Genomic DNA, 18,664 nt, shown 5'->3' with positions numbered 1-18,664 from the left:
CCGTCCACGCGTTCAAACATGGTGTGCATCACACGAATGCGAAATGCAGCCGTCCGTTGAACGCGTGGACGGCATAGCCGCCCACCCTACTTCTTCGTAAACACCAAATCCCACACACCATGGCCGAGCTTCAGGCCACGGTTCTCGAACTTGGTCAGCGGCCGGTAGGCCGGCTGCGGCGCATAGCCCTCGGCGGTATTCGCCAGCTGCTCTTCGGCGCCCAGCACCTCCAGCATCTGCACCGCGTAATCTTCCCAGTCGGTCGCCAGGTGAATGTAGCCACCGGTTTCCAGCTTCTGGCACAGCAATTTGACGAACGGCGCCTGGATCAGGCGGCGCTTGTTGTGGCGCGCCTTGTGCCAGGGGTCGGGGAAGAACACATGCACGCCGGCCAGCGAGCCGTCCGGGATCATGTGGTTCAGCACTTCGAACACGTCGTGCTGGACCAGGCGCAGGTTCGTGATCGACTGCTCGCCGATCTGCTTGAGCAAACTGCCCACGCCCGGCGTGTGCACTTCCACGCCGATGAAATCCTTCTCGGGCATCAGGCGCGCGATGTGCGCCGTGGTGTCGCCCATGCCGAAGCCGATTTCCAGGATGACCGGCGCCTTGCGGCCGAAGGCGGCTTCGTAGTCGAGCAGCTCCTTCTTGTACTCGACCAGGAATTGCGGCCCAAATTCCTCAAAGGCGCGCGCCTGGCCCGTCGACAGCCTGCCGGCGCGCGTGACGAAACTGCGGATGCGGTGTTCGGTAGGGTCGTACAGCATCGTACGGGCTGGGCCGTTGCTTGGCTTTTCTTCGGACATGGGAATATGGAGTAGGAGGATAGAACGGCGACATTATAGCCTACCCTCCCGGCATCATTACCGCTGTAACCATGCCACACAGCTGTTGCTACGCCACATTAGAGCGTGGTCATAAAGACAATTTGCGCGATAATATTTCCTCCTTCCAGCACCTGCCGAGGCCATGATGCATTCGACCAAACACCCGATCGCGATCGAAGACAACGTCGCCACTTTCCAGCTCACTTCCTTCCACTACGGCCAGCCGGGCAGCGGCAAGAAGGTCTATATCCAGGCCTCGCTGCATGCCGACGAAGTGCCGGCCATGCTGGTCGCCCATTTCCTGCGCCAGGAGCTCGACCGCCTGGAAGCCGAAGGCCGCCTCAAGGGCGAAATCATCCTGGTGCCGGCAGCCAACCCGATCGGCCTGTCGCAGACCATCCACGGCACGCCCTTCGGCCGCTACGATCTGTCGACCGGCGTGAACTTCAACCGCGCCTATAAACACGTGGCGCAAGACCTGAAGCTGTCCCTGGAAGGCAAGCTGGGCCAGGATGCCGAGAAGAACGTCGCCCTGATCCGCGAACACGCGCGCAGCTCGCTGGCCGAATGGGCGCCATCGACCGCCGGCGGCGTGCTGAAGAAAGCCCTGCTGTCGATGGCCATCGATGCCGACATCATGCTCGACCTGCATTGCGATAACGAATCGGTGCTGCACATGTACGCCGGCGAACCGCTGGCCGAGGCGGCCCAGCCGCTGGCGGCGCTGATGGGCGCCCACGCCGTGCTGCTGGCGCGCGAGTCGGGCGGCGAGCCTTTCGACGAAGCCTGCAGCCGCCTGTGGTGGGACCTGGCCGAGCACTTCGGGCCGGAAGTGGCGATTCCGCCGGCCTGCGTGGCGATCACCGTCGAGCTGCGCGGCGAAAACGATGTGCGCTACGACCTGGCCCAGCCGGACGCGCAAGCCCTGCTGCAATATTTGGCGCGCGCCGGCGTGCTCGATATTCCAGTCGAACCCCTGCCGCAGGCAATCTGCAAGCCGACCCCGCTCGACGCCGTGGAACCCCTGGCCGCGCCGCACTCGGGCGTGCTGGTGTTCCTGAAAAAGCTGGGCGACCGGGTGCAAGCCGATGAAACCGTGGCCGAGATCGTCAACCCGGTCACGGGCAAGGTCACGCCGGTGAAGCCGACGCGCGCCGGCGTCTTCTTTGCCAGCACCTCCCACCGCCACCTGCTGCGCGGCATGCACGTTTGCAAGATCGCCGGCGAAACGGGTTACCGCACCGGCAGCCTGCTCAGCCAATAGACGAGGTGTGCTGATGCTGGCGCGGCAAGGGCCGCATGCGCAGGCGTGCAACCAGCATCGCCGCCAGCGCCAGCAGGCCGGCGGCCGGCAAGGCCCAGGCCTGCGGCGAGCGCAGTTCCATCAGGGTGGCGCCGCTGACTGCGCACCACAGCAGCGGCACGCCCCACAAAAACCACGGCGCGCGCCACAGCAGCAGCATGCCGAGGGTGGCCGCCACCGTGGGGTCGGGCGCGATGCCGAAGACCTCGGCCTGTTGCCAGCCGCGCCCATCGAACACGGCAAACAGCGGATAGACCAGCAGCGCCGCCAGCACCAGCGCAAACGCCAGGCCGCCCAACGGCCCGCGCCAGGAGGCGATGGCCGGCGCCCGCCGCCGCGTGGCGAGCCAGCACAGCAGCACGGTTTGCAGCGCGAAGCCCATCGCAAAGTATGGCGCTGCCAGGTTGATGCCGGCATAGCGCTGGGCGTGGTAGGTCCAGGCTACCCAGATCCAGCACAGCGCCAGCAGCGCCGCCGCCAAACGCCCGGCCTTGCCGGCGCCGCGCACGATGGCCGCCACCAGCGCCAGCCCGGCCAGCAGCGCCACCAGGTGCGCCGGCCATACCGCCTCGTTCAGCAGGGCGAACAGGCGGAAATACGTCGGCTTCGAGAACATCAGCAGGTCCGACAGGGTATAGGTCCACCACTCGCTCATGTCAGTTTTCTCGCATCAGTTTCTTTACGTTAGTTTCTTGACGTCGGCGACGATACGCCGGCGCAGGTTCTGGTCTGGCATCGGCCCGCGCGCGGCCAGCATGTTCTCGCTTGCATGGCGCGGGTTCGAGGTGGCGGGAATGGCGCAGGTGACGTCCGGGTGCGAGACGATGAACTTGAGCAGCACCTGCGCCCAGGTCGTGCAGCCGATCTCGGCCGCCCAGCCGGGCAGCGGCTTGCCGGTCAGCGCTTGCGTCAGCTCGCCCTGGCGGAAGGGCCGGTTGACGATCACGGCAATGCGGCGCTCGCGCGCCAGCGGCAGGATGCGGTTCTCCACTTCACGGTCGAGCACGTTGTAGCTGACTTGCACGAAGTCGAGCGGCTGGCTTTCCATCAATTTGACGATCTCGCCGTGGCGCCGCCCCTCGGACGTGGTGATGCCGGCGTAGCGCAGGCGCTTGGTCGCCTTCATGCGCAGCAGCAGCGGCAGGTGAGCATCGACGGCCAGCAAATTATGCACTTGCAACAGGTCGAAGCGCGGGATGCGCCACAGCTTGCGCGAGGTCTCGATCTGGGCCGCACCGCCGCTGCCGGTCCAGACCTTGTCGGCGGAGAATAGCGCCTGCGGATACTGCAGGCGTGCGAGCGCGTCGCCAATCACCGACTGGGCCGAGCCGTACATGGGGGACGAATCGATCAGGCGCCCGCCGCCGGCGAAAAAGGCTTTTACCACTTCGGTGCAGGCGGCGCGCGCCTGGGCGTCGTCGCCGACATTGAAGGTGATCCAGCTGCCGAGGCCGACCACGGGGAGCTGTTCGCCGGACGACGGGATCGGGCGCGTGAGGATGGGCGACTGCTGCTGCGCCAGCAAGGGTGGAGCGAACGCGCAGCCGCCGGCGGCAAGCATGGCTTGCAGCGAGGCTGTCAGGATGCGCCTGCGCTCGATGGACGGCAATGACATGGATCGCTCCGGCAAGGATCGGTATGGACCAGCAGAGCCCCCATGTCATCACAGTTCCCCGGCGCGCTCAAGGGGCGCACGCTTGGGCCGAGGCGGGCGGCCTCATGCTGCCGACTCCACTAGAATATAAAAAACACAATCATCGGCGTGCCCGCGCCCCTTACCGATCAAGGCTTTCGCATGGAAACTACTTCTCTCCCACAGTCGTTGATGCTCAGGATACGTTTCAAAGGCAAGTCGCTCGCCGACCAGCCGCGCGTGGCGGCCAGCCCGGATGTGCCCGGCCCCGGTCTCCCGGCGCCGCGCCAGCGGCAGTTGCTGACGATTGCCGGCAGCCATCCGCGCATCACCTTCGCCATGGAAGGCGGCAAGCACGATGCCAGCATGGCGCTGCCGCGCTCACGGTGTGCATTGCAGGGATTGCCGAGCGGCGTGTTTTTTGGTCCGGCGGGCAGCGGTTTTCACCGCAGCACGGATTGGCTGCGCCAGAAGGCGGCACGATAAGGGAGAAGCAGATTTGGAGCGGGTGAAGGGAATCGAACCCTCGTATGAAGCTTGGGAAGCTGCCGTTCTACCATTGAACTACACCCGCGTTGCCAGCATTCTACGCGTGTTTGCGGCGCGTTGACAACTTTGCAGCCAAAACCTCAGAACGTCATGTTCTCGGCAATCACCTGGCGGTAGCCCTTCTTGTAGGCCACCTGCAGGATGTCGATGTCGTAACGCCAGTTCGCTTCCACGATCACCGGGCCGTCATCGGTAATCGCCACGTCCCAGCCCACCGTGTACAGACTGTCGATCGAGTGGTGGGCGCGGGTCACCAGTTCGACCACGTCCTGCCAGTGCGGCAGCCTCAGGCCGACGATGGTCTTGCCAGTGCGCGGGTGAGCCAGCACGTCGGTCATCTTCGGCCAGGTGCGCGAGATCGAGCAGCGCACGCCGATCAGTTCGCCAGTCTCGGAATCGATGGCGCCGACCAGGTTGCCGCTCGACCCATGCGTGAAATTGTCGGTCTCGCTGTCGCCAACGATAATGCGCAGGCAGGAACCGATCACCTTGATCTCGCTTTCCTTGCGCACCGTAACGATGCGCACCGTCGACAGGCCCTTGGCCTGCGTGATGTTGCGGATGGTCTGGTGATTCACCATCTTCGGCTGCACGATCAGTGCGCGCGTGAACTGGAGCGCGGCCTGGCAGTGCTTGAAAAAATCCTCGAACGAGCCGCTGCGGCCCAGCCAGTGCAGGGTATTGCCCTCGATGCGCAGCGAGAAAGTGCCGTTCCCGTGCGAACCATTGCTCGGCTTAAAGAAGTAGTCGCCGGGCACCAGCACGCGCGCCAGTTCCGCGGCCGAGTTCAGGTGCGGAATGATGCCGCCATTTGCAGGCTGGCTAGTGACCAGCGCCAGGATCGGGATGGTGCGGATGCCGTGTGCATGGCAGTGCGCGAAGAAACGCGACTTGTCGTCGGCGATCAGGCGCGCTTCCTTCGAGGTGATAGCCGCGTACTTGGCTTTGAGCGGCTCGTTGATCAGGTAATCGGACCAGGCATGCTTCGGCGTGCTGGCCAGGCGGTACAGCGAAAAATCCTTGGCGCCGATGCCGTAGGCCGAGCGCGCATACAGCGGCCCCCAGATCAGGTGCACGTCCGACAGCTTGCGGATCGAGGACAACGCGTACATTTCGGCGCGCGCGTAATTCGAGATCGTCTCGGCGACGCGGGATAACTTCATGCTCTGGCCTTTTGTTTACACTGATTATTCTGTGGATGCACTGGCTCGATTGTTACGGAACCATGTCGCAGCGACAGCAATCATATCGCAATAGCAATAATTTCAGTGCACGGCAGGCGTGCGCGCGGCTGGCAGGCCGCACTGGCCCGCCCAGCCCCCGCCTTCTTCTCGTGAAGCCGCTCAGTTCGGCTTCTCGACCGTATAGCCTTTTGCCTTCAATTTCGCCAGTGCGCCTTGCGGCGACAGGACTTCCTTCATGCTCAGCACAGAAAAGGTGCTAGTGTTGTTTTCGAGCGCCTTTTCGGCGGCAGCCATCCAGTTGTCCATGGAACGTGCCTTCGCAGTCAGGATTTCCGGTTGCAGCCTGGTGATGGCGCTGCTGAGGAAAGCGTTGGTGCAGGCGGTTTCGCGCTCGTCGAAATTCAGTTTTTCGATAGCGTCGAGCTCGCCGACGGCCCAGGCATTCGCGCGCACGCGGATGGCCTCGACGTCGGTTTCCAGGCTGCTCATGGTCGCAGCCAGGCAAGGAACGTCTTCCATCACGGTCTTCTTGAACTCGCGTACGGTCCTGACCGGCTCCTTCACCTGGATCCGGACCGTGGTCTCGGTGTACTTGACGTTGTGCTTCTTGGCCAGCTTGCCCAGCACTTCACGCGGCTCCGTTCCCCTGGCCAGGCCGGCCTCGACCATTGCACGGCGGTACAGTTCCTGCGCCACGAATACCGGGCGTTCGCGCTCGATATCGTCATCGTTGGCGAAATATTTTTGTTTCAGTGGAGCCCAGCGCGCGTACAAATCGGGCGACAACAAGTCCCTGAGCGTGACGCCGTCCGGATTTTTCTTGAAGCCGACCATGAACGGCAAGGCAGCAATGCCGCCCCAGCCAACCCCGACTCCCATGCCGGGCCCACCCAGGTATTCCTGCGACTGCGCGATCTTGCGCTCGGCATCCTTCGAGCGCCATTCGATGCTCTTGGGCAGTGCATCGTAGGCACCGAACACCCACATCACGTGGTCGCCCTTCGACACCTTCCACAGTCCCGGACCAGGACGCGAACCCGATACCAGGATGGTCTGCGGTAGCGGTTCGCCGGCAGCATCGGCCGGCGCGGTATCAGCAACAGGCGTCGGAGGGTCAGCCGCCGGTGCGGTCTGGGCCAGCGCCGGCAGGGTCAGGAAACACAGGGTCAGGGCGGATAAAGCGCGTGTGAACATCGTGACATCCCTCTTTTTGAGTTGACTAAAAGCATTGTCATGGGATTAAGCGATATAAGCAAGAAACAAGATGTTACAAGAGGCATATGCATGATCAATATCTCGCCGCTGCCGATTTGACCAGGATCGGTATCAAACCCGTCACGAATCGCGCATTTTTGCGACATTCTGGTACAAATATTTCCTGACGCCATCAAGATACGGCGAGCGCGTCCGTTATCCATGGAGATACCGCGCTCGAATGCGCATCGAACACTCTACGGATACGTCATGAAACTCGTCGTTGCTCTCGCCCTTGCCGCTACCACGCTGCTGACCGCATGCGGCACCGTGCGCACCATGTCCGCCAAGCCGGCGCCCGTCCAGCGGGCCCAGCCTGCCATCGTCACCCTCACCGCCACCGGCTATGGCGCCGTCAACACCGCCCTTTGCCAAGGCGAATGCGACCGCATCTCGCCGGCCCAGCGCAGGCTGCTGGCCATGCGCGCGGCGCGCCTGGACGCCTACCGCGCCATGGCCGAGCAGGTGTACGGCGTGCGCGTTGAAGGCGGCAGCACGGTTGGTTCGCTGGCCCTGAAGGACGACAGTTTCAAGGTGTATATTGACGCTTTCATCCGTGGAGCGCGCGTGACCAACGTCGCCCCGCGCGACGACGGCAGCTATGAAACCACCGTGGAGATGGATTTCGACACCAATGCACCGCAGATGCAGGTTCCAACTGAGGCGCAAGCTTCCGCACAGCCCGCAGTGGCCAGGAACGCCCGCACCCTGGTGGGCAACGCCGGCCCCGGCGCTGCCTACGGCGCGTCGTTCTACCATGCCCAGCAATAAGCTAGTCCGCTCCTTGGGCAGCGCCCTGCTGGCGCTGCTGCTGGCATTCAACGCTCCGGCCCAGGTGGCACCGGCAGAAGCCGAAGGCGTGGCCCTGATCGACGAAGGCGGCACCGCGCGTGCGCGCCAGCTGGCGATCCGCGACGCCCTCGAACAGCTGGGCCTGCGCAGCGCGGCCCGGGTCGACGTGGCCGCCGGCAGCGGCGCCAGGCCGGCGGGCAAGCCGCTCGAAAGCAGCCGCGTCCAGCCGGGCGCCGAATTCGACAACTACAAGGTCGTGCGCGAATGGCAGACCGGCCAGCTGCTGCATGTGCGCGTGGCCGTCAAGGAAGAGGAAGCGCGTCCGCGCGGCAACGTCAACCTGGCCTACCGCAAGAAGATCGTCGTCACGCCCTTCCACGTGCGCAGCTCGCCCCAGCTCGACGACATCGACAATATCGCCACCCGCCTGCCCCAGGAACTGCTGCGCCGCATGGGCGAGACCGGTAAGTTTCTCGGCAAGGACAGCCCCTACGTGATTGCGCCGGGAACGACCGGGCCGGCCGCGGACACCGCCGCGGTGCGCCGCATCGCCGCCCTGTACGAGAGCCAGTTCGTGATCTCGGGCGAGATCATCGACGCCAGCAACTTCGGCAAGCCGGCCTATTACGGCCTGCTCAAGAAGGATGCGCGCCGCATCGAGATCGCCTTTTATGTGCACGACGGCTTGAGCGGCGCCCTGGTGGCGCGCCGTACCGTGGTGGCCGAGGGTGTCGGCGAGCGCCGCATCGGGCGCGACAAGCCTTTCGGCAGCGCCAGCTTCGCGGCCACGCCTTTCGGCGGCGCCATCCTGCGCGCGCTCGACGAGGGGATTGCCCAGATCACCCGCGACATCGCGCCGCTGCCCTTCATGGCCAAGGTGGTGCAGGTGCAGGGCGAGCGGATTTTCATCGATGCGGGCAGCACCTCGTCGGTGACGCCGGGCGACCAGCTGGTGCTGTACCGGAGCGACGCGCGCCAGCAGGTGTACGGCAACGATCCGCTGGTGCCGCTCGGGACGGTGGAGGCGCCGCTGGGGACGGTGGCGATCGTGCAGGTGCAGCCGGGGTTTGCGATCGGCCGGATCGAGCCGGCGTCGGCGGCGAAGCAGGTCAGCGCGGGGGATCTGGTGCGCTTCGATGTGGCGGTAAGCCCTTAGAAGGGTGGACACCTGTGTCCACGCGGTGCCACGGTTGCATGTCGAACATTCGTTTGAACAAGCACCGGTTGATTCACGGTCGTATGCAAGATCACCTTCAACGATTTGCCACTGCCGTACCGCGTGGACACAGGTGCCTTGCGCGGCCCGGTCCACCCTACGAAAAACAAGCCCGTCTCAGGCCGGCGGTTCTTCCGGCGGCCGCTCCAGCAACTCCTGCGCCAGCTTCAGCCCATCGACCATCACCTTGAACGCCTGCTGCTTCGCGTTTTCATCCGGCACGCGCAGAATGTACGAAGGGTGGTAGACGGTCACCACCCAGCGGCCGTCGTGCGGGATCGGTTTGCCGAGCGTGTCCTTCAGCGTCACGCTGCCGGTCCCCAGCACCGACTTCAACGCCGTGCTGCCCAGCGCCACGATCACCTTCGGCTTCACAGCCGCCAGTTCCTTGTCCAGCCAGTAATGGCACGCCTCGACCTCGCGCTGGGCCGGGGTCTTGTGCAGGCGGCGCTTGCCGCGCGGTTCCCACTTGAAGTGCTTCACCGCATTCGTGAGATACAGCCCGCGCCGCTCGACGCCGGCCGCATCGAACACCTTGTCGAGCAGCTTGCCGGCGGGCCCTACGAAGGCGTGGCCGGCCAGGTCTTCCTGGTCGCCCGGCTGCTCGCCGACCAGCATGATCGGCGAATGCTTCGGCCCTTCGCCGGGCACGGCTTGCGTGGCGTACTGCCACAGTTCGCAACGCCGGCATTCGTCGAGCTTCGAGGGCTGCTGGCGCTCGGGCTGGGCATCGGCCGGGGCAATCGGGATGGTGGCGCCGCTCTTGCGGCCGACGGCCTGGGCCTGGCCGGTGCGGCGCGCGCCGAGGGCGGCATCGGTAATCATGTTCGGCACAATCGCTCCTTCAGGCAGGTTCTTCCAGAAACGCGCGGGAATATGACTTTGCATCACCTGGGTATTCAGGCGCGCCGGGTTGAAGATGCTGCGGTAATAGGTGAGCCAGAGCGCTTCGCCGGCGTCGTCGAGATCGGCCGCGCTGCTCATCAGGGGACCGGTGTTGTGCAGGGTGGCGCCGTCCCATAGCACGCTGGCGTCGGGCGTGGCGATCATCCAGCTGACCTTGCCCATGCGGCTGACGAAATGCTCGGCCACCTGGGGCAGCACGTCGTGGCGCGGCTCGAACCAGGCGACGAAGCGCGGCGGCCCGGCCGCTTCGGGACGTTCGCGGAAACGGATGTAGGCGTGCATGTCGTGCTCCTCGCGGTGCACCGCCTTCACCATCGAGTGCAGGCGCCCGCCGTCGGCATCGGCGGCGGACTGCACGTCGTGCTCGCCCTGCGTCCAGCGCCAGATCACGCGGTACAGGAAGGCCCAGCGGTCCGGCATGCGGCAGCAGGCGGCCGTCTGCAGCATGTCCATCAGCGAGCGCGGCACATGCGGCGCGGGCCGTGTCTGATCCAGGCTGATGGATGGATGCTGCGTGGCAGCGTCCGGCATCGGCGCCGGCGCACCTGAAAACAGATCGCCGGCGCCGGGCTGGCTCCAGGTGACCAGCTCGGGCGGCACCGCGTGGACCAGCAAGTCGCGCGCCGCTTCGCGCCATTCGGCGAAGCTGGCAACCAGCAGCGGCTGGCCGGCCGCAACTGCCGACGCCGCTGCTGCCGCGCTCATGCGGCCTGCAATTCCGGCCAGAGGTTCATCTGCTCGGGCGCGTCGGCCAGGTGGCGCAGCAGCAGGTGGGTGCTCGATTGTCCCTGGGCCGGCTTGTAGTCGGCCGTGACGACGAAGGGTGCGATCTTCTTCATGCTGCAGCGCAGGCGCGACAGGTCTTCCCAGCGCACGCGGCGCAGCCGGCGCAACTCGACGATGCGCTTGGCGTTGCGGATGCCGATGCCGGGCACGCGCGCGATCATTTCGGCGTCGGCGCGGTTCAGGTCCATCGGGAAGTGCTCGCGGTTGGCCAGCGCCCAGGCCAGTTTCGGGTCGATGTCGAGCGCCAGGTTGCCGGACTGCGGAATGATTTCGCCGGCCGTGAAGCCATAGCCGCGCAAGAGAAAATCGGCCTGGTACAGGCGGTGCTCGCGCATGAGTGGCGGCGGCGCCAGCGGCACGCTCTTCGGGCTTTGCGGGATCGGGCTGAAGGCCGAGTAGTACACGCGCTTGAGTTTATAGCTGCCGTACAGGGTTTCGGCCGTGTTCAGGATGGTGTGGTCGTCGCTGGCGTCGGCGCCGACGATCATCTGGGTGCTCTGCCCAGCCGGTGCGAACGCGGGCGCCTTCGGTTCCTCGGCCTTTTCGTCGAGCTTGCGGCGGATCGAGCCCATCGCCAGCTTGATGGTGTGCACGTTCTTTTCCGGCGCCAGGCGGGTGACGCTGTCGTGCGTGGGCAGCTCGATGTTCACCGACAGGCGGTCGGCATAGCGGCCGGCCTTGGCGATGAGCGCCGGGTCGGCGTCGGGGATGGTTTTCAGGTGGATATAGCCGCGGAACTTGTGCACTTCACGCAACTGGCGCGCCACCTCGACCAGCTGCTCCATCGTGTAGTCGCTCGACTGGATGATGCCCGAGCTGAGGAACAGGCCGTCGATGTAGTTGCGCAGGTAAAAATCGTGGGTGAGCTTGACCACTTCCTCGACCGAGAAGCGGGCGCGCGGCACGTTCGAGCTGCGGCGGTTGACGCAGTACTGGCAGTCGTAGATGCAGAAGTTGGTGAGCAGGATCTTCAGCAGCGAGACGCAGCGGCCGTCGGGCGTGTAGCTGTGGCAGATGCCCATGCCGGTGGTGGCGCCGATGCCGTCGCCGCTACTGTCGGATGCACGCTTCGGGGCGCCGCTGCTGGCGCAGGAGGCGTCGTACTTGGCGGCGTCGGCCAGGATTTCGAGCTTGTCGGTAAGTTCCATCGCGAAAGGTGGAGCTGTATGGATGTACAGTATATACCAGTCGCGTTGCGCGTGGCGCGCGGGTGAGGTTGGGGTACAACAGGAGTGGAAAAAATGGTGCGGGTATGCGTTAAGATGTTGCCCCCCACCGCATGGTCGCTAGCCCGGCCACAACGCCATTAGCACCGTATCGCTGACGTGGTTCCGTAGGGTGGACACCTGTGTCCACGCGGTCGTGCTCATGCATACCGCACTGCTTCCGAAGATCATTGGCAAATGCATCCTCAAAAAGCACCGCGGCTGACCAACTGTGCCATACCGCGTGGACTCGGGAGTCCACCCTACAAGGACCAGACGAAAAATTAACGGATTGGCTTACCGTCCTGGTCCAGCACGACCACCTCGCCCCAGCCCAGCGAACGAATCCCCGCCTCGACCTTGCGCAAGTCGCCGATCACCAGCCAGGTCACCTCTTCCGGCTTGACGAACTTGCCGGCCGCCTGCCCCAGCTGCGCCGGCGTCAGCGCCTTGACGTTGCGCGCGTAGTTGGCCCAGTAGTCTTCCGGCAGGCCCAGGTTGACAGTCGCCAGCGCCGCGCCTTCGAGCGCGTTCAGGGTGCCGAAGCGGCCGGCCAGGCGCGAGGTCATGTTGCGCATGATGCTCTCGTACTCGGCGCCGACCAGCGGACGCTCGCCCGCCACGCCCTGCACTTCCTTGCGCACTTCGCGCATTGCCTCGATCGTCTTGTCGGTCTGCACCGGCGCGATGGTCACGAAGCTGCGCTGGCCGCGCACTTCCGACAGGCGCGCGCTGGTGCCGTAGCTCCAGTGCTTGTCCAGGCGCAGGTTGCGGTTCAGGCGCGAGGTGGCGATGCCGCCGAAGTTGGTCATCACCGGCTCGATCGCCAGGTCTTCCGGCTGGCCATACGGCAGCGACAGCTGGGCCGCGACGATGGTCGACTGCGGCGCGTCCGGCTTGTCGATCAGGTAGATCTTGCGTGGGGCTCCAGCCGGCGCACCATTCACCTGCTTGGCCGGTGCGGAGCCGGCGGCCCACTTACCGAACGAGGCTTCCAGCGCCGGCAGCAGCTTGTCCATGGTGACGTCGCCGGCCACGACCAGGGTCGCGCTGCCCGGCTTGAACCAGGTGGCGTGCCACTGTGCCAGGTCGTCGCGCGTGATGCCGGCAACGCTTGCTTCATAGCCGCTGGCCGGCTTGCCGTACACGTGCTCCTGGCCATACAGCAGGCCAGGCAGGACGCGCGTCGCCAGGCTGTTCGGCTGGGCCTTTTCCTGGCCGATGCCGGCCAGGCGGCGCTGCTTTTGCAGGGCGAACTGGTCTTGCGGGAAGCTTGGCGCCAGCGCGGCGTCGGCCATGATCGCCAGCGACGGCGCCAGGTTGGCGGACGTTGCCTGCAGGCGCACCAGCGACTGGTCGAGCCCCGTGCCGGTGGACAGGTTGGCGCCCAGGCTTTCCAGCGCGTCCGACAGCGCAAAGGCGTCGCGCGTCTTCGTGCCCTTGTCGAGCAGGTCCAGCGTCAGCGCGGCGGCGCCGGCCTTCGCCGTGCTGTCCGAGGCGGCGCCGGCGTCGATCGCCAGGGTTGCGTTGACGATCGGCGCGCTGTGGCGCTCGACCAGGATCACCTTCAGGCCGTTCTTCAGCTGGGCGCGCTGCAGGGCCGGGAACTTCACGTCCGGCGCCTCGCCCAAGGCAGGCAGCTGCTTGCGGTCGATGCTCGATTTCGCCGCCGCCAGCTTGGCGAACGGACGCACCGTCATCGTGTAGTGGTTCGCGCGCAGCCAGCGCCCGCCGGCGGCTTTCACTTCGGCCGGGGTGGTGTTCGCCATCTGTTCCAGGCGGTCCAGGTAGGCGTCCGGGGTGCCGCCGTAGGTCATGCTTTCGGCCAGCACGTCGGAGCGTCCACCCATGCCGCCCAGGCGTTCGACGCTGCGCGAGAAGTCGGCCAGGATGCTGGTTTTCACGCGCGCCAGTTCGGCGGCGGTCGGGCCCTTGTCCAGCAGCTCGGCGACGATGGCGTCGACTTCGCGTTCCACCAGCAGCGGATCGACGCCCGGCTTGACGGTGACGACCAGGTTGAAGGTGCCGGCCAGTTCGGCGTCGTTCAGGTAGGCGTTGACGCTGGTGGCCAGGCCCTTGTCGTAGACCAGGCGCTTGTCCAGGCGCGCGCTCTTCGAGCCGGCCAGCACGGCGCCCAGCAGCGACAGGCGCGCGGCGTCGGCGTCTTTCCACGCGGCGGCATGCCAGTTGCGATAGATGCGCACCTGCGGCACGTGGTCTTCCATCTCGTCGCGGATGTTGCGGTCGAGCGTAGGGATCCAGGCCTCGGTACGCGGCAGCGGCGGGCCCGGCGGGATCGCGCCGAAGTACTTGTTGACCAGTTCCAGCGCGCGTTCCGGCGTAATGTCGCCGGCCAGCGAGATCACCGCGTTGTTCGGGCCGTAATAGGTGCGGTACCACTCCTTGATGTCGTCCAGCGAGGCCGCCTGCAGGTCTTCCATGTAGCCGATGGTCGACCACGAGTACGGGTGCGAGTACGGGTACATCTTGGCGCTCACTTCCATGCGCACGCGGCCATACGGCTGGTTCTCGCCCTGGCGCTTCTCGTTCTGCACCACGCCGCGCTCGCGCTCGAGCATCTCTTTCGAGATGTAGTTGCCGAGGAAGCCCATGCGGTCCGATTCCAGGAACAGGGTGCGCTCCAGCGCCGACACCGGCACGTCTTCGAAGAAGTTGGTGCGGTCGGTATTCGTGGTGCCGTTGCGGTTGTTCGCGCCGAGGTCGTCCATCGCTTCGCGGAAGCCGTGCGGGTAGTTCTCGGAACCGTTGAAGAAGAAGTGCTCGAACAGGTGGGCGAAGCCGGTCTTGCCGCGCTTCTCGTTGCGCGAACCGACGTGGTACCACATGTTCACGCCGACCACGGGCACGCTGTGGTCTTCATGCACGATCAGGGTCAGGCCGTTCTGCAGCACGAACTTCTTATAGTTGATGTTGTAGGCGGCGCGGTCGAAGGGCGCGGCCTTGGCGGCAGTTGCGGACGATGCGGCGAAAGGTGCGGCGAATGCAGGTGCGTGCAGCGCGCTGCCGGCAAAGGCGAGCGCCAGCGCGGCGAGAAGCTTCTTGTTCATGTGTCTCCGAAAACGGTGGTGTGTTGTGGGCGGTATTCTAATGCCCGCTGCATCGGATGTGCGGGCTTTCTACATGCCCTCGGTATGCACCTGGGCCTGGGCCAGCTGCACCGGCGCCATGCGCGCCGCGAGGCGTTTCAGGTAGGGGGTGGCGGCCGGGATGCCGCCGCGCGCCGCGCGGTGCAGCCAGCCATAGGCCTCGACCGGGTCGCGCTGCGTGCCCTGCCCCGCCGCCGCCATCACGCCGAGGTTGAACTGGGCGCGCGCATGGCCCTGGCGCGCGGCGCACAGGTACCAGAAGTGGGCGGCTTCGTAGTCGCGCTCGACGCCGTGGGCGCTGTCGTAGCGCAGCGCCAGCGCGAACTGGGCCAGCGCATGGCCACCCTCGGCGGCCTTGCGGTACCACTCGGCCGCCTCGCGCGGGTCGCCCTGTTCTTCGCGTTCGAGCAGGGCGCCGACCATGTGTTGGGCCGGCGCATAGCCTTGCGCGGCGGCGCGCCGGTACCAGTCGAGGGCGCGCGCCGTATCCCGCGGCACGCCGTTGCCGGCTTCGCAGCGCAGGCCGAGGTCAAACTGGGCGCGCAGGTGGCCCTGCTCGGCGGCCTTCGCGAACCAGGCGGCGGCCTGCTCGGCGTCGCGTTCCACGCCCTGGCCCGCATCGAACAGCTGGCCGAGGTGGTATTGCGCCGCCGGCAGGCCCTGCTCGGCCGCCTTGCGGTACCAGTGCGCGGCCAGGCCGGCGTCGCGCGCCACGCCCTGGCCGTGTTCGTAGCGCAGGCCGAGGTTGTCCTGGGCGCCGGCATGGCCGCCCTCGGCCGCGCGCCGGTACCACTTCAGCGCCGCCTCTTCGTTGCGCGGCACGCCGTGGCCGCTATCGTGGACCAGGGCCAGGTTGAACTGGGAACTCAGGTGATCCTGCTCGGCCGCGCGCGTGTACCAGTGCAGCGCCTGGGCGCTGTCCTGCTCCACGTCCTGGCCCTTGTCGTAGCGCAGGCCGAGGTTGAACTGGGCCGGCGCATGGCCCTGGTCGGCGGCGCGGCGCATCCAGGCCAGGGCCTGGGCCGGGTCGCGCGCCGTTCCCAGGCCTGCCTGCCCGCTGTCGTAGCGCAGCGCCAGCGCGAACTGGGCGCGCGCATAGCCGCCTTCGGCCGCGCGCCGGTACCAGTTCGAGGCCGCCTCCTGGTCCTGGGCGATGCCCTTGCCGCCCTCGTACATCAGGCCGAGGTTGTGCTGGGCGCCGGCGTCGCCCTGCTCGGCGGCCTGGCGGAACCAGTGCAGCGCCTTGTGCACGTCGGCGGGCGTGCCCTGCCCCTTGGCGTACAGCCAGCCCAGGTTGTACTGGGCCGGCGCATAACCCTGCTCGGCCGCGCAGCCATACCAGTACAGCGCCTGCGCGTGGTCCTGGGCCACGCCCTGGCCTTTCTGGTACATCACGCCGAGGTTGTACTGGGCCTGTTCCAGCCCGGCGGCGGCGGCCATGCGGTACCAGGAGACGGCCCGTTCATAGTCCTGGGGCACGCCCTGGCCGTTCACGTACATGAAGCCCAGGCTGTGCTGGGCGCTGGCGACGCCGCGCTCGGCCAGCCCCTTCACGCGCAGGAATTCGGCCGTGTGGCGTTCCTGGGCGGGGGCGGTGGCGGAATCCATCGGTGGAATCGGGGGTCAGGCCAGGCCGGCGCGCGCGGCAATCGGCCCTGCCGGCGCGCCCTGCGCGCGCAGCACGCCGATGAAGTTCGACAGCGAGATCGGGCGATAGAACAGGTAGCCCTGCATGGTCTCGCAGCCGTTGGCCTTCAGGTAGTTGGCCTGCACCTCGGTCTCGACACCTTCGGCGATCAGATGCAGCCCGAGCCCGCGCGCGATCGAGATGATCGCCAGGATCACCGGGTAGTGCCCGTTCTCGTCGTGGATCTCTTTCACGAAGGACTGGTCGATCTTCATCGTGTGGATCGGGAAGCGGTGCAGGTAGGACAGCGAGGAGTAGCCCGTGCCGAAGTCGTCGATCGCCACCGACACGCCCAGCTGGCACAGCTTGTTCAGCTGCTCGATCGCGTACTGCGGGTTGCGGATGCAGATGTTCTCGGTGATCTCGACCTCGATCTGGCTAGGCGAAATCCCGTAGCGCACCAAGGCGCCGCGCATCTTCTCGAAGAAGTCGCCGCGGTCCAGGTATTGCGGCGACAGGTTCAGCGAGAGCCGCACCGCCTGGCCGCTGGCCAGGTTCCACTGCAGCATGTCGCGGCACAGGGCGCCGATCATCCAGTCCGAGATCGGCAGCATCAGGCCGTTGTCCTCGGCGAAAGGCAGGAATTCGCCGGCCGACAGCAGACCGCGGGTCGGATGGTTCCAGCGCATCAGCGCTTCCGCGCCGACGATGCGGCCCGTGGTCGCGTCGAGCTGGGGCTGGTAATACATCTCGAGTTCGTTGTGCTCGAGCGCGCGGCGCAGCGCGTGTTCGAGCGCGATCTTCTGGTGCGACACGTCCAGCATCGAGTCGTGGTAGAAGCTGTGGCCGTTCTTGCCCAGCGCCTTGACCTGGTACATGGCGATGTCGGCATGGCGCAGCAGCTCGTCGATCGATTCGCCGTCGCCCGGATAGATGGCGATGCCGATCGAGGCCGAGATGTGCACTTCGTGGCCATCGAGGTCGAAGGGGCGGTGCAGACTTTCCAGGAACTTGTCGGCCACCATGCGCGCGTCGTCGCGGTCGCGCAGTTCCGGCAGCACGATGGTGAATTCGTCGCCGCCCTGGCGCGCCAGGGTGTCGCCCTTGCGCAAACACTCCTTCAGGCGCACCGCGGCCTGCTGCAGCAGTTCGTCGCCCTTCACGTGGCCGAGCGTGTCGTTGACCAGCTTGAAGCGGTCGAGGTCGATGAACATCACGGCGAGCTCGGTCTGCTTGCGCTTGGCCTGGATCACGGCCAATCCAAGGCGGTCCTTGAACAGGATGCGGTTCGGCAGGTCGGTCAGGATGTCGTGGTAGGCCTGGTAGGAGATCACCTCTTCGGCGCGCTTGCGGTCGGTGATGTCGCGCGCTACGCCATAGGTGCCGAAGAACTCGAGCTTCTTGACGTCCTGGTCGGGCACGTGCATGCCGATCGAGTTCAGCGAGATCGTCATCAGGGTGTTGTTGAAGGTGCGGTCGCCGGCGTTGCTGCGTGCGCCGCGGCACTTCAGGCGCAGCTCGACGTTGCGCGAGGCGCGCTCGTCGACGCGGCGTTCGTTGAACACGTAGCGCGCGCGCTCCAGGTCTTCGTCGTGCACCAGGATCGAGTAATGCTTGCCGATCAGCTCATCGCGCGAGAAGCCGAGCAACTGGTACGCGCGGTCGTTCACAAACGTGAAGCGCCCTTCGTGGTTCAGCGTGTAGATGATGTCCGGCGAGCTGTCGACCAGGTAGCGGTACATCTTTTCCGAGTTTTCCAGCTGGTTGGCGATATGCGCATTCATGGTCGCCAGGCGGCGCTGTTCGAGTGCGTTGCCGACCGTCTTCAGCAGTTCTTCGCGGGCGTAGGGCTTGCGCAGGTAGTCGTAGGCGCCGCGCTTCAGGGCGCCGATGGCCGCGTCGATGCCGACCTCGCCGCTCATCACGATCACGTCGGCATCGATGCCGCGCGCGTTGATGAAGTCCATGATCTCGTGGCCGCCGATGTCGGGCAGGCGCAAATCGAGCAGCACCAGGTCGAAGCGCTGCGAGGACAGATGGGCGATGGCCTCGCTGCCCGAGCTGGCGGTGGTGAGGTGGTAGCCGCGGCCGCGCAGCAGTTCATGGAGCGAGGCCAGCAGGCGCGGCTCGTCGTCCACCAGCAGCAGGCGCGGTTCAAGCTGGATGTCTCCGCCCACTTCGAAGCCGGCAACCGAGCCGGTAACTGAGCCGGCCACTAGGCCGCCCTGGCCCTCTGCATCTCCGAACATGGCTGAACTTGCGCTGGCTGAGTACA

General features: G+C 66.0%; 14 protein-coding genes and 1 tRNA gene. 4 read left to right on the top strand and 11 right to left on the bottom strand.

All coding sequences use genetic code 11. The features are described from left to right. Positions 1-86 precede the first annotated feature (86 nt). Positions 87-767 (bottom strand): tRNA (guanosine(46)-N7)-methyltransferase TrmB, encoded by a 681-nt coding sequence (gene trmB, locus LK540_RS20305; protein ID WP_229439220.1) that lies wholly within the window; start codon positions 765-767, stop codon positions 87-89. A 205-nt stretch (positions 768-972) separates the two neighbouring features. On the opposite strand from trmB, the gene LK540_RS20300 reads away from it, so the two are divergent. Next, a complete protein-coding gene (locus LK540_RS20300; protein WP_229439133.1) occupies positions 973-2,091 on the top strand; it encodes a succinylglutamate desuccinylase/aspartoacylase family protein in 1,119 nt (372 codons plus the stop codon). On the opposite strand, the gene LK540_RS20295 is transcribed toward LK540_RS20300, so the two are convergent. Together LK540_RS20295 and LK540_RS20290 are read right to left on the bottom strand one after the other, a co-directional pair. Next, positions 2,081-2,785 carry a DUF6064 family protein gene (locus LK540_RS20295; RefSeq protein WP_229439132.1) on the bottom strand — a complete coding sequence of 235 codons (705 nt, stop codon included), beginning with the start codon at positions 2,783-2,785 and terminating at the stop codon, positions 2,081-2,083. The two genes, LK540_RS20300 and LK540_RS20295, sit on opposite strands and share 11 nt — an antisense overlap. 24 nt (positions 2,786-2,809) lie before the next feature. Further along, a complete protein-coding gene (locus LK540_RS20290) occupies positions 2,810-3,745 on the bottom strand; it encodes an aldo/keto reductase (RefSeq protein WP_229439131.1) in 936 nt (311 codons plus the stop codon). 180 nt (positions 3,746-3,925) lie between these two features. On the opposite strand from LK540_RS20290, the gene LK540_RS20285 reads away from it, so the two are divergent. After that, positions 3,926-4,249, top strand: coding sequence for a hypothetical protein (locus LK540_RS20285; protein ID WP_229439130.1), 324 nt, complete (start codon positions 3,926-3,928; stop codon positions 4,247-4,249). Between the two features lie 14 nt (positions 4,250-4,263). On the opposite strand, the gene LK540_RS20280 is transcribed toward LK540_RS20285, so the two are convergent. The 3 genes from LK540_RS20280 to LK540_RS20270 all read right to left on the bottom strand — a co-directional run bounded on the left by LK540_RS20280 (position 4,264) and on the right by LK540_RS20270 (position 6,690). Then, positions 4,264-4,337 (bottom strand) — tRNA-Gly (locus tag LK540_RS20280). 55 nt (positions 4,338-4,392) lie between these two features. Next, on the bottom strand, positions 4,393-5,475 hold the full coding sequence (locus tag LK540_RS20275) for a sugar-transfer associated ATP-grasp domain-containing protein (protein ID WP_229439129.1): 1,083 nt from the start codon (positions 5,473-5,475) through the stop codon (positions 4,393-4,395). A 180-nt stretch (positions 5,476-5,655) separates the two neighbouring features. Beyond that, positions 5,656-6,690 (bottom strand): TraB/GumN family protein, encoded by a 1,035-nt coding sequence (locus LK540_RS20270; RefSeq protein ID WP_229439128.1) that lies wholly within the window; start codon positions 6,688-6,690, stop codon positions 5,656-5,658. 270 nt (positions 6,691-6,960) lie between these two features. Between LK540_RS20270 and LK540_RS20265 the strand changes: the two genes are divergently transcribed. Together LK540_RS20265 and LK540_RS20260 are read left to right on the top strand one after the other, a co-directional pair. Next, positions 6,961-7,521, top strand: a complete 561-nt coding sequence (locus LK540_RS20265) for an LPP20 family lipoprotein (protein ID WP_229439127.1) — start codon at positions 6,961-6,963, stop codon at positions 7,519-7,521. After that, positions 7,508-8,698, top strand: a complete 1,191-nt coding sequence (locus tag LK540_RS20260) for a flagellar assembly protein FlgT (RefSeq protein ID WP_229439126.1) — start codon at positions 7,508-7,510, stop codon at positions 8,696-8,698. The genes LK540_RS20265 and LK540_RS20260 overlap by 14 nt, the downstream gene beginning before the upstream one ends. Before the next feature lie 177 nt (positions 8,699-8,875). Here LK540_RS20260 and LK540_RS20255 read toward each other — a convergent pair whose 3' ends face one another. The 5 genes from LK540_RS20255 to LK540_RS20235 form a co-directional block, all read right to left on the bottom strand. Continuing rightward, the gene (locus LK540_RS20255; protein WP_229439125.1) at positions 8,876-10,369 is read right to left on the bottom strand and encodes a UdgX family uracil-DNA binding protein; all 1,494 of its coding nucleotides are present in this window, start codon (positions 10,367-10,369) and stop codon (positions 8,876-8,878) included. Then, positions 10,366-11,598 (bottom strand): putative DNA modification/repair radical SAM protein, encoded by a 1,233-nt coding sequence (locus LK540_RS20250; RefSeq protein WP_229439124.1) that lies wholly within the window; start codon positions 11,596-11,598, stop codon positions 10,366-10,368. Before LK540_RS20250 ends, LK540_RS20255 begins: the two co-directional genes overlap by 4 nt. A 341-nt stretch (positions 11,599-11,939) precedes the next feature. Then, the gene (locus tag LK540_RS20245; protein WP_229439123.1) at positions 11,940-14,723 is read right to left on the bottom strand and encodes a pitrilysin family protein; all 2,784 of its coding nucleotides are present in this window, start codon (positions 14,721-14,723) and stop codon (positions 11,940-11,942) included. A 69-nt stretch (positions 14,724-14,792) separates the two neighbouring features. Further along, on the bottom strand, positions 14,793-16,370 hold the full coding sequence (locus LK540_RS20240) for a tetratricopeptide repeat protein (protein ID WP_229439122.1): 1,578 nt from the start codon (positions 16,368-16,370) through the stop codon (positions 14,793-14,795). A 15-nt stretch (positions 16,371-16,385) separates the two neighbouring features. After that, on the bottom strand, positions 16,386-18,638 hold the full coding sequence (locus LK540_RS20235; protein ID WP_229439121.1) for an EAL domain-containing protein: 2,253 nt from the start codon (positions 18,636-18,638) through the stop codon (positions 16,386-16,388). Positions 18,639-18,664 lie beyond the last annotated feature (26 nt).

This window comes from Massilia sp. IC2-278, assembly GCF_020708045.1.
In the GTDB taxonomy this organism is placed as follows: domain Bacteria; phylum Pseudomonadota; class Gammaproteobacteria; order Burkholderiales; family Burkholderiaceae_D; genus Telluria.
The sequence above is the reverse complement of the archived record's forward strand: the minus strand, read 5'-3'. Positions and strand labels throughout refer to the sequence as shown.

Coding starts and splice junctions, on each gene's coding strand:
- LK540_RS20255 (WP_229439125.1), bottom strand. CDS start 10,369: ATGAGCGCGGCAGCAGCGGCGTCGGCAGTTGCGGCCGGCCAGCCGCTG.
- LK540_RS20260 (WP_229439126.1), top strand. CDS start 7,508: ATGCCCAGCAATAAGCTAGTCCGCTCCTTGGGCAGCGCCCTGCTGGCG.
- LK540_RS20250 (WP_229439124.1), bottom strand. CDS start 11,598: ATGGAACTTACCGACAAGCTCGAAATCCTGGCCGACGCCGCCAAGTAC.
- LK540_RS20285 (WP_229439130.1), top strand. CDS start 3,926: ATGGAAACTACTTCTCTCCCACAGTCGTTGATGCTCAGGATACGTTTC.
- LK540_RS20245 (WP_229439123.1), bottom strand. CDS start 14,723: ATGAACAAGAAGCTTCTCGCCGCGCTGGCGCTCGCCTTTGCCGGCAGC.
- LK540_RS20270 (WP_229439128.1), bottom strand. CDS start 6,690: ATGTTCACACGCGCTTTATCCGCCCTGACCCTGTGTTTCCTGACCCTG.
- trmB (WP_229439220.1), bottom strand. CDS start 767: ATGCTGTACGACCCTACCGAACACCGCATCCGCAGTTTCGTCACGCGC.
- LK540_RS20240 (WP_229439122.1), bottom strand. CDS start 16,370: ATGGATTCCGCCACCGCCCCCGCCCAGGAACGCCACACGGCCGAATTC.
- LK540_RS20300 (WP_229439133.1), top strand. CDS start 973: ATGCATTCGACCAAACACCCGATCGCGATCGAAGACAACGTCGCCACT.
- LK540_RS20235 (WP_229439121.1), bottom strand. CDS start 18,638: ATGTTCGGAGATGCAGAGGGCCAGGGCGGCCTAGTGGCCGGCTCAGTT.
- LK540_RS20290 (WP_229439131.1), bottom strand. CDS start 3,745: ATGTCATTGCCGTCCATCGAGCGCAGGCGCATCCTGACAGCCTCGCTG.
- LK540_RS20265 (WP_229439127.1), top strand. CDS start 6,961: ATGAAACTCGTCGTTGCTCTCGCCCTTGCCGCTACCACGCTGCTGACC.
- LK540_RS20295 (WP_229439132.1), bottom strand. CDS start 2,785: ATGAGCGAGTGGTGGACCTATACCCTGTCGGACCTGCTGATGTTCTCG.
- LK540_RS20275 (WP_229439129.1), bottom strand. CDS start 5,475: ATGAAGTTATCCCGCGTCGCCGAGACGATCTCGAATTACGCGCGCGCC.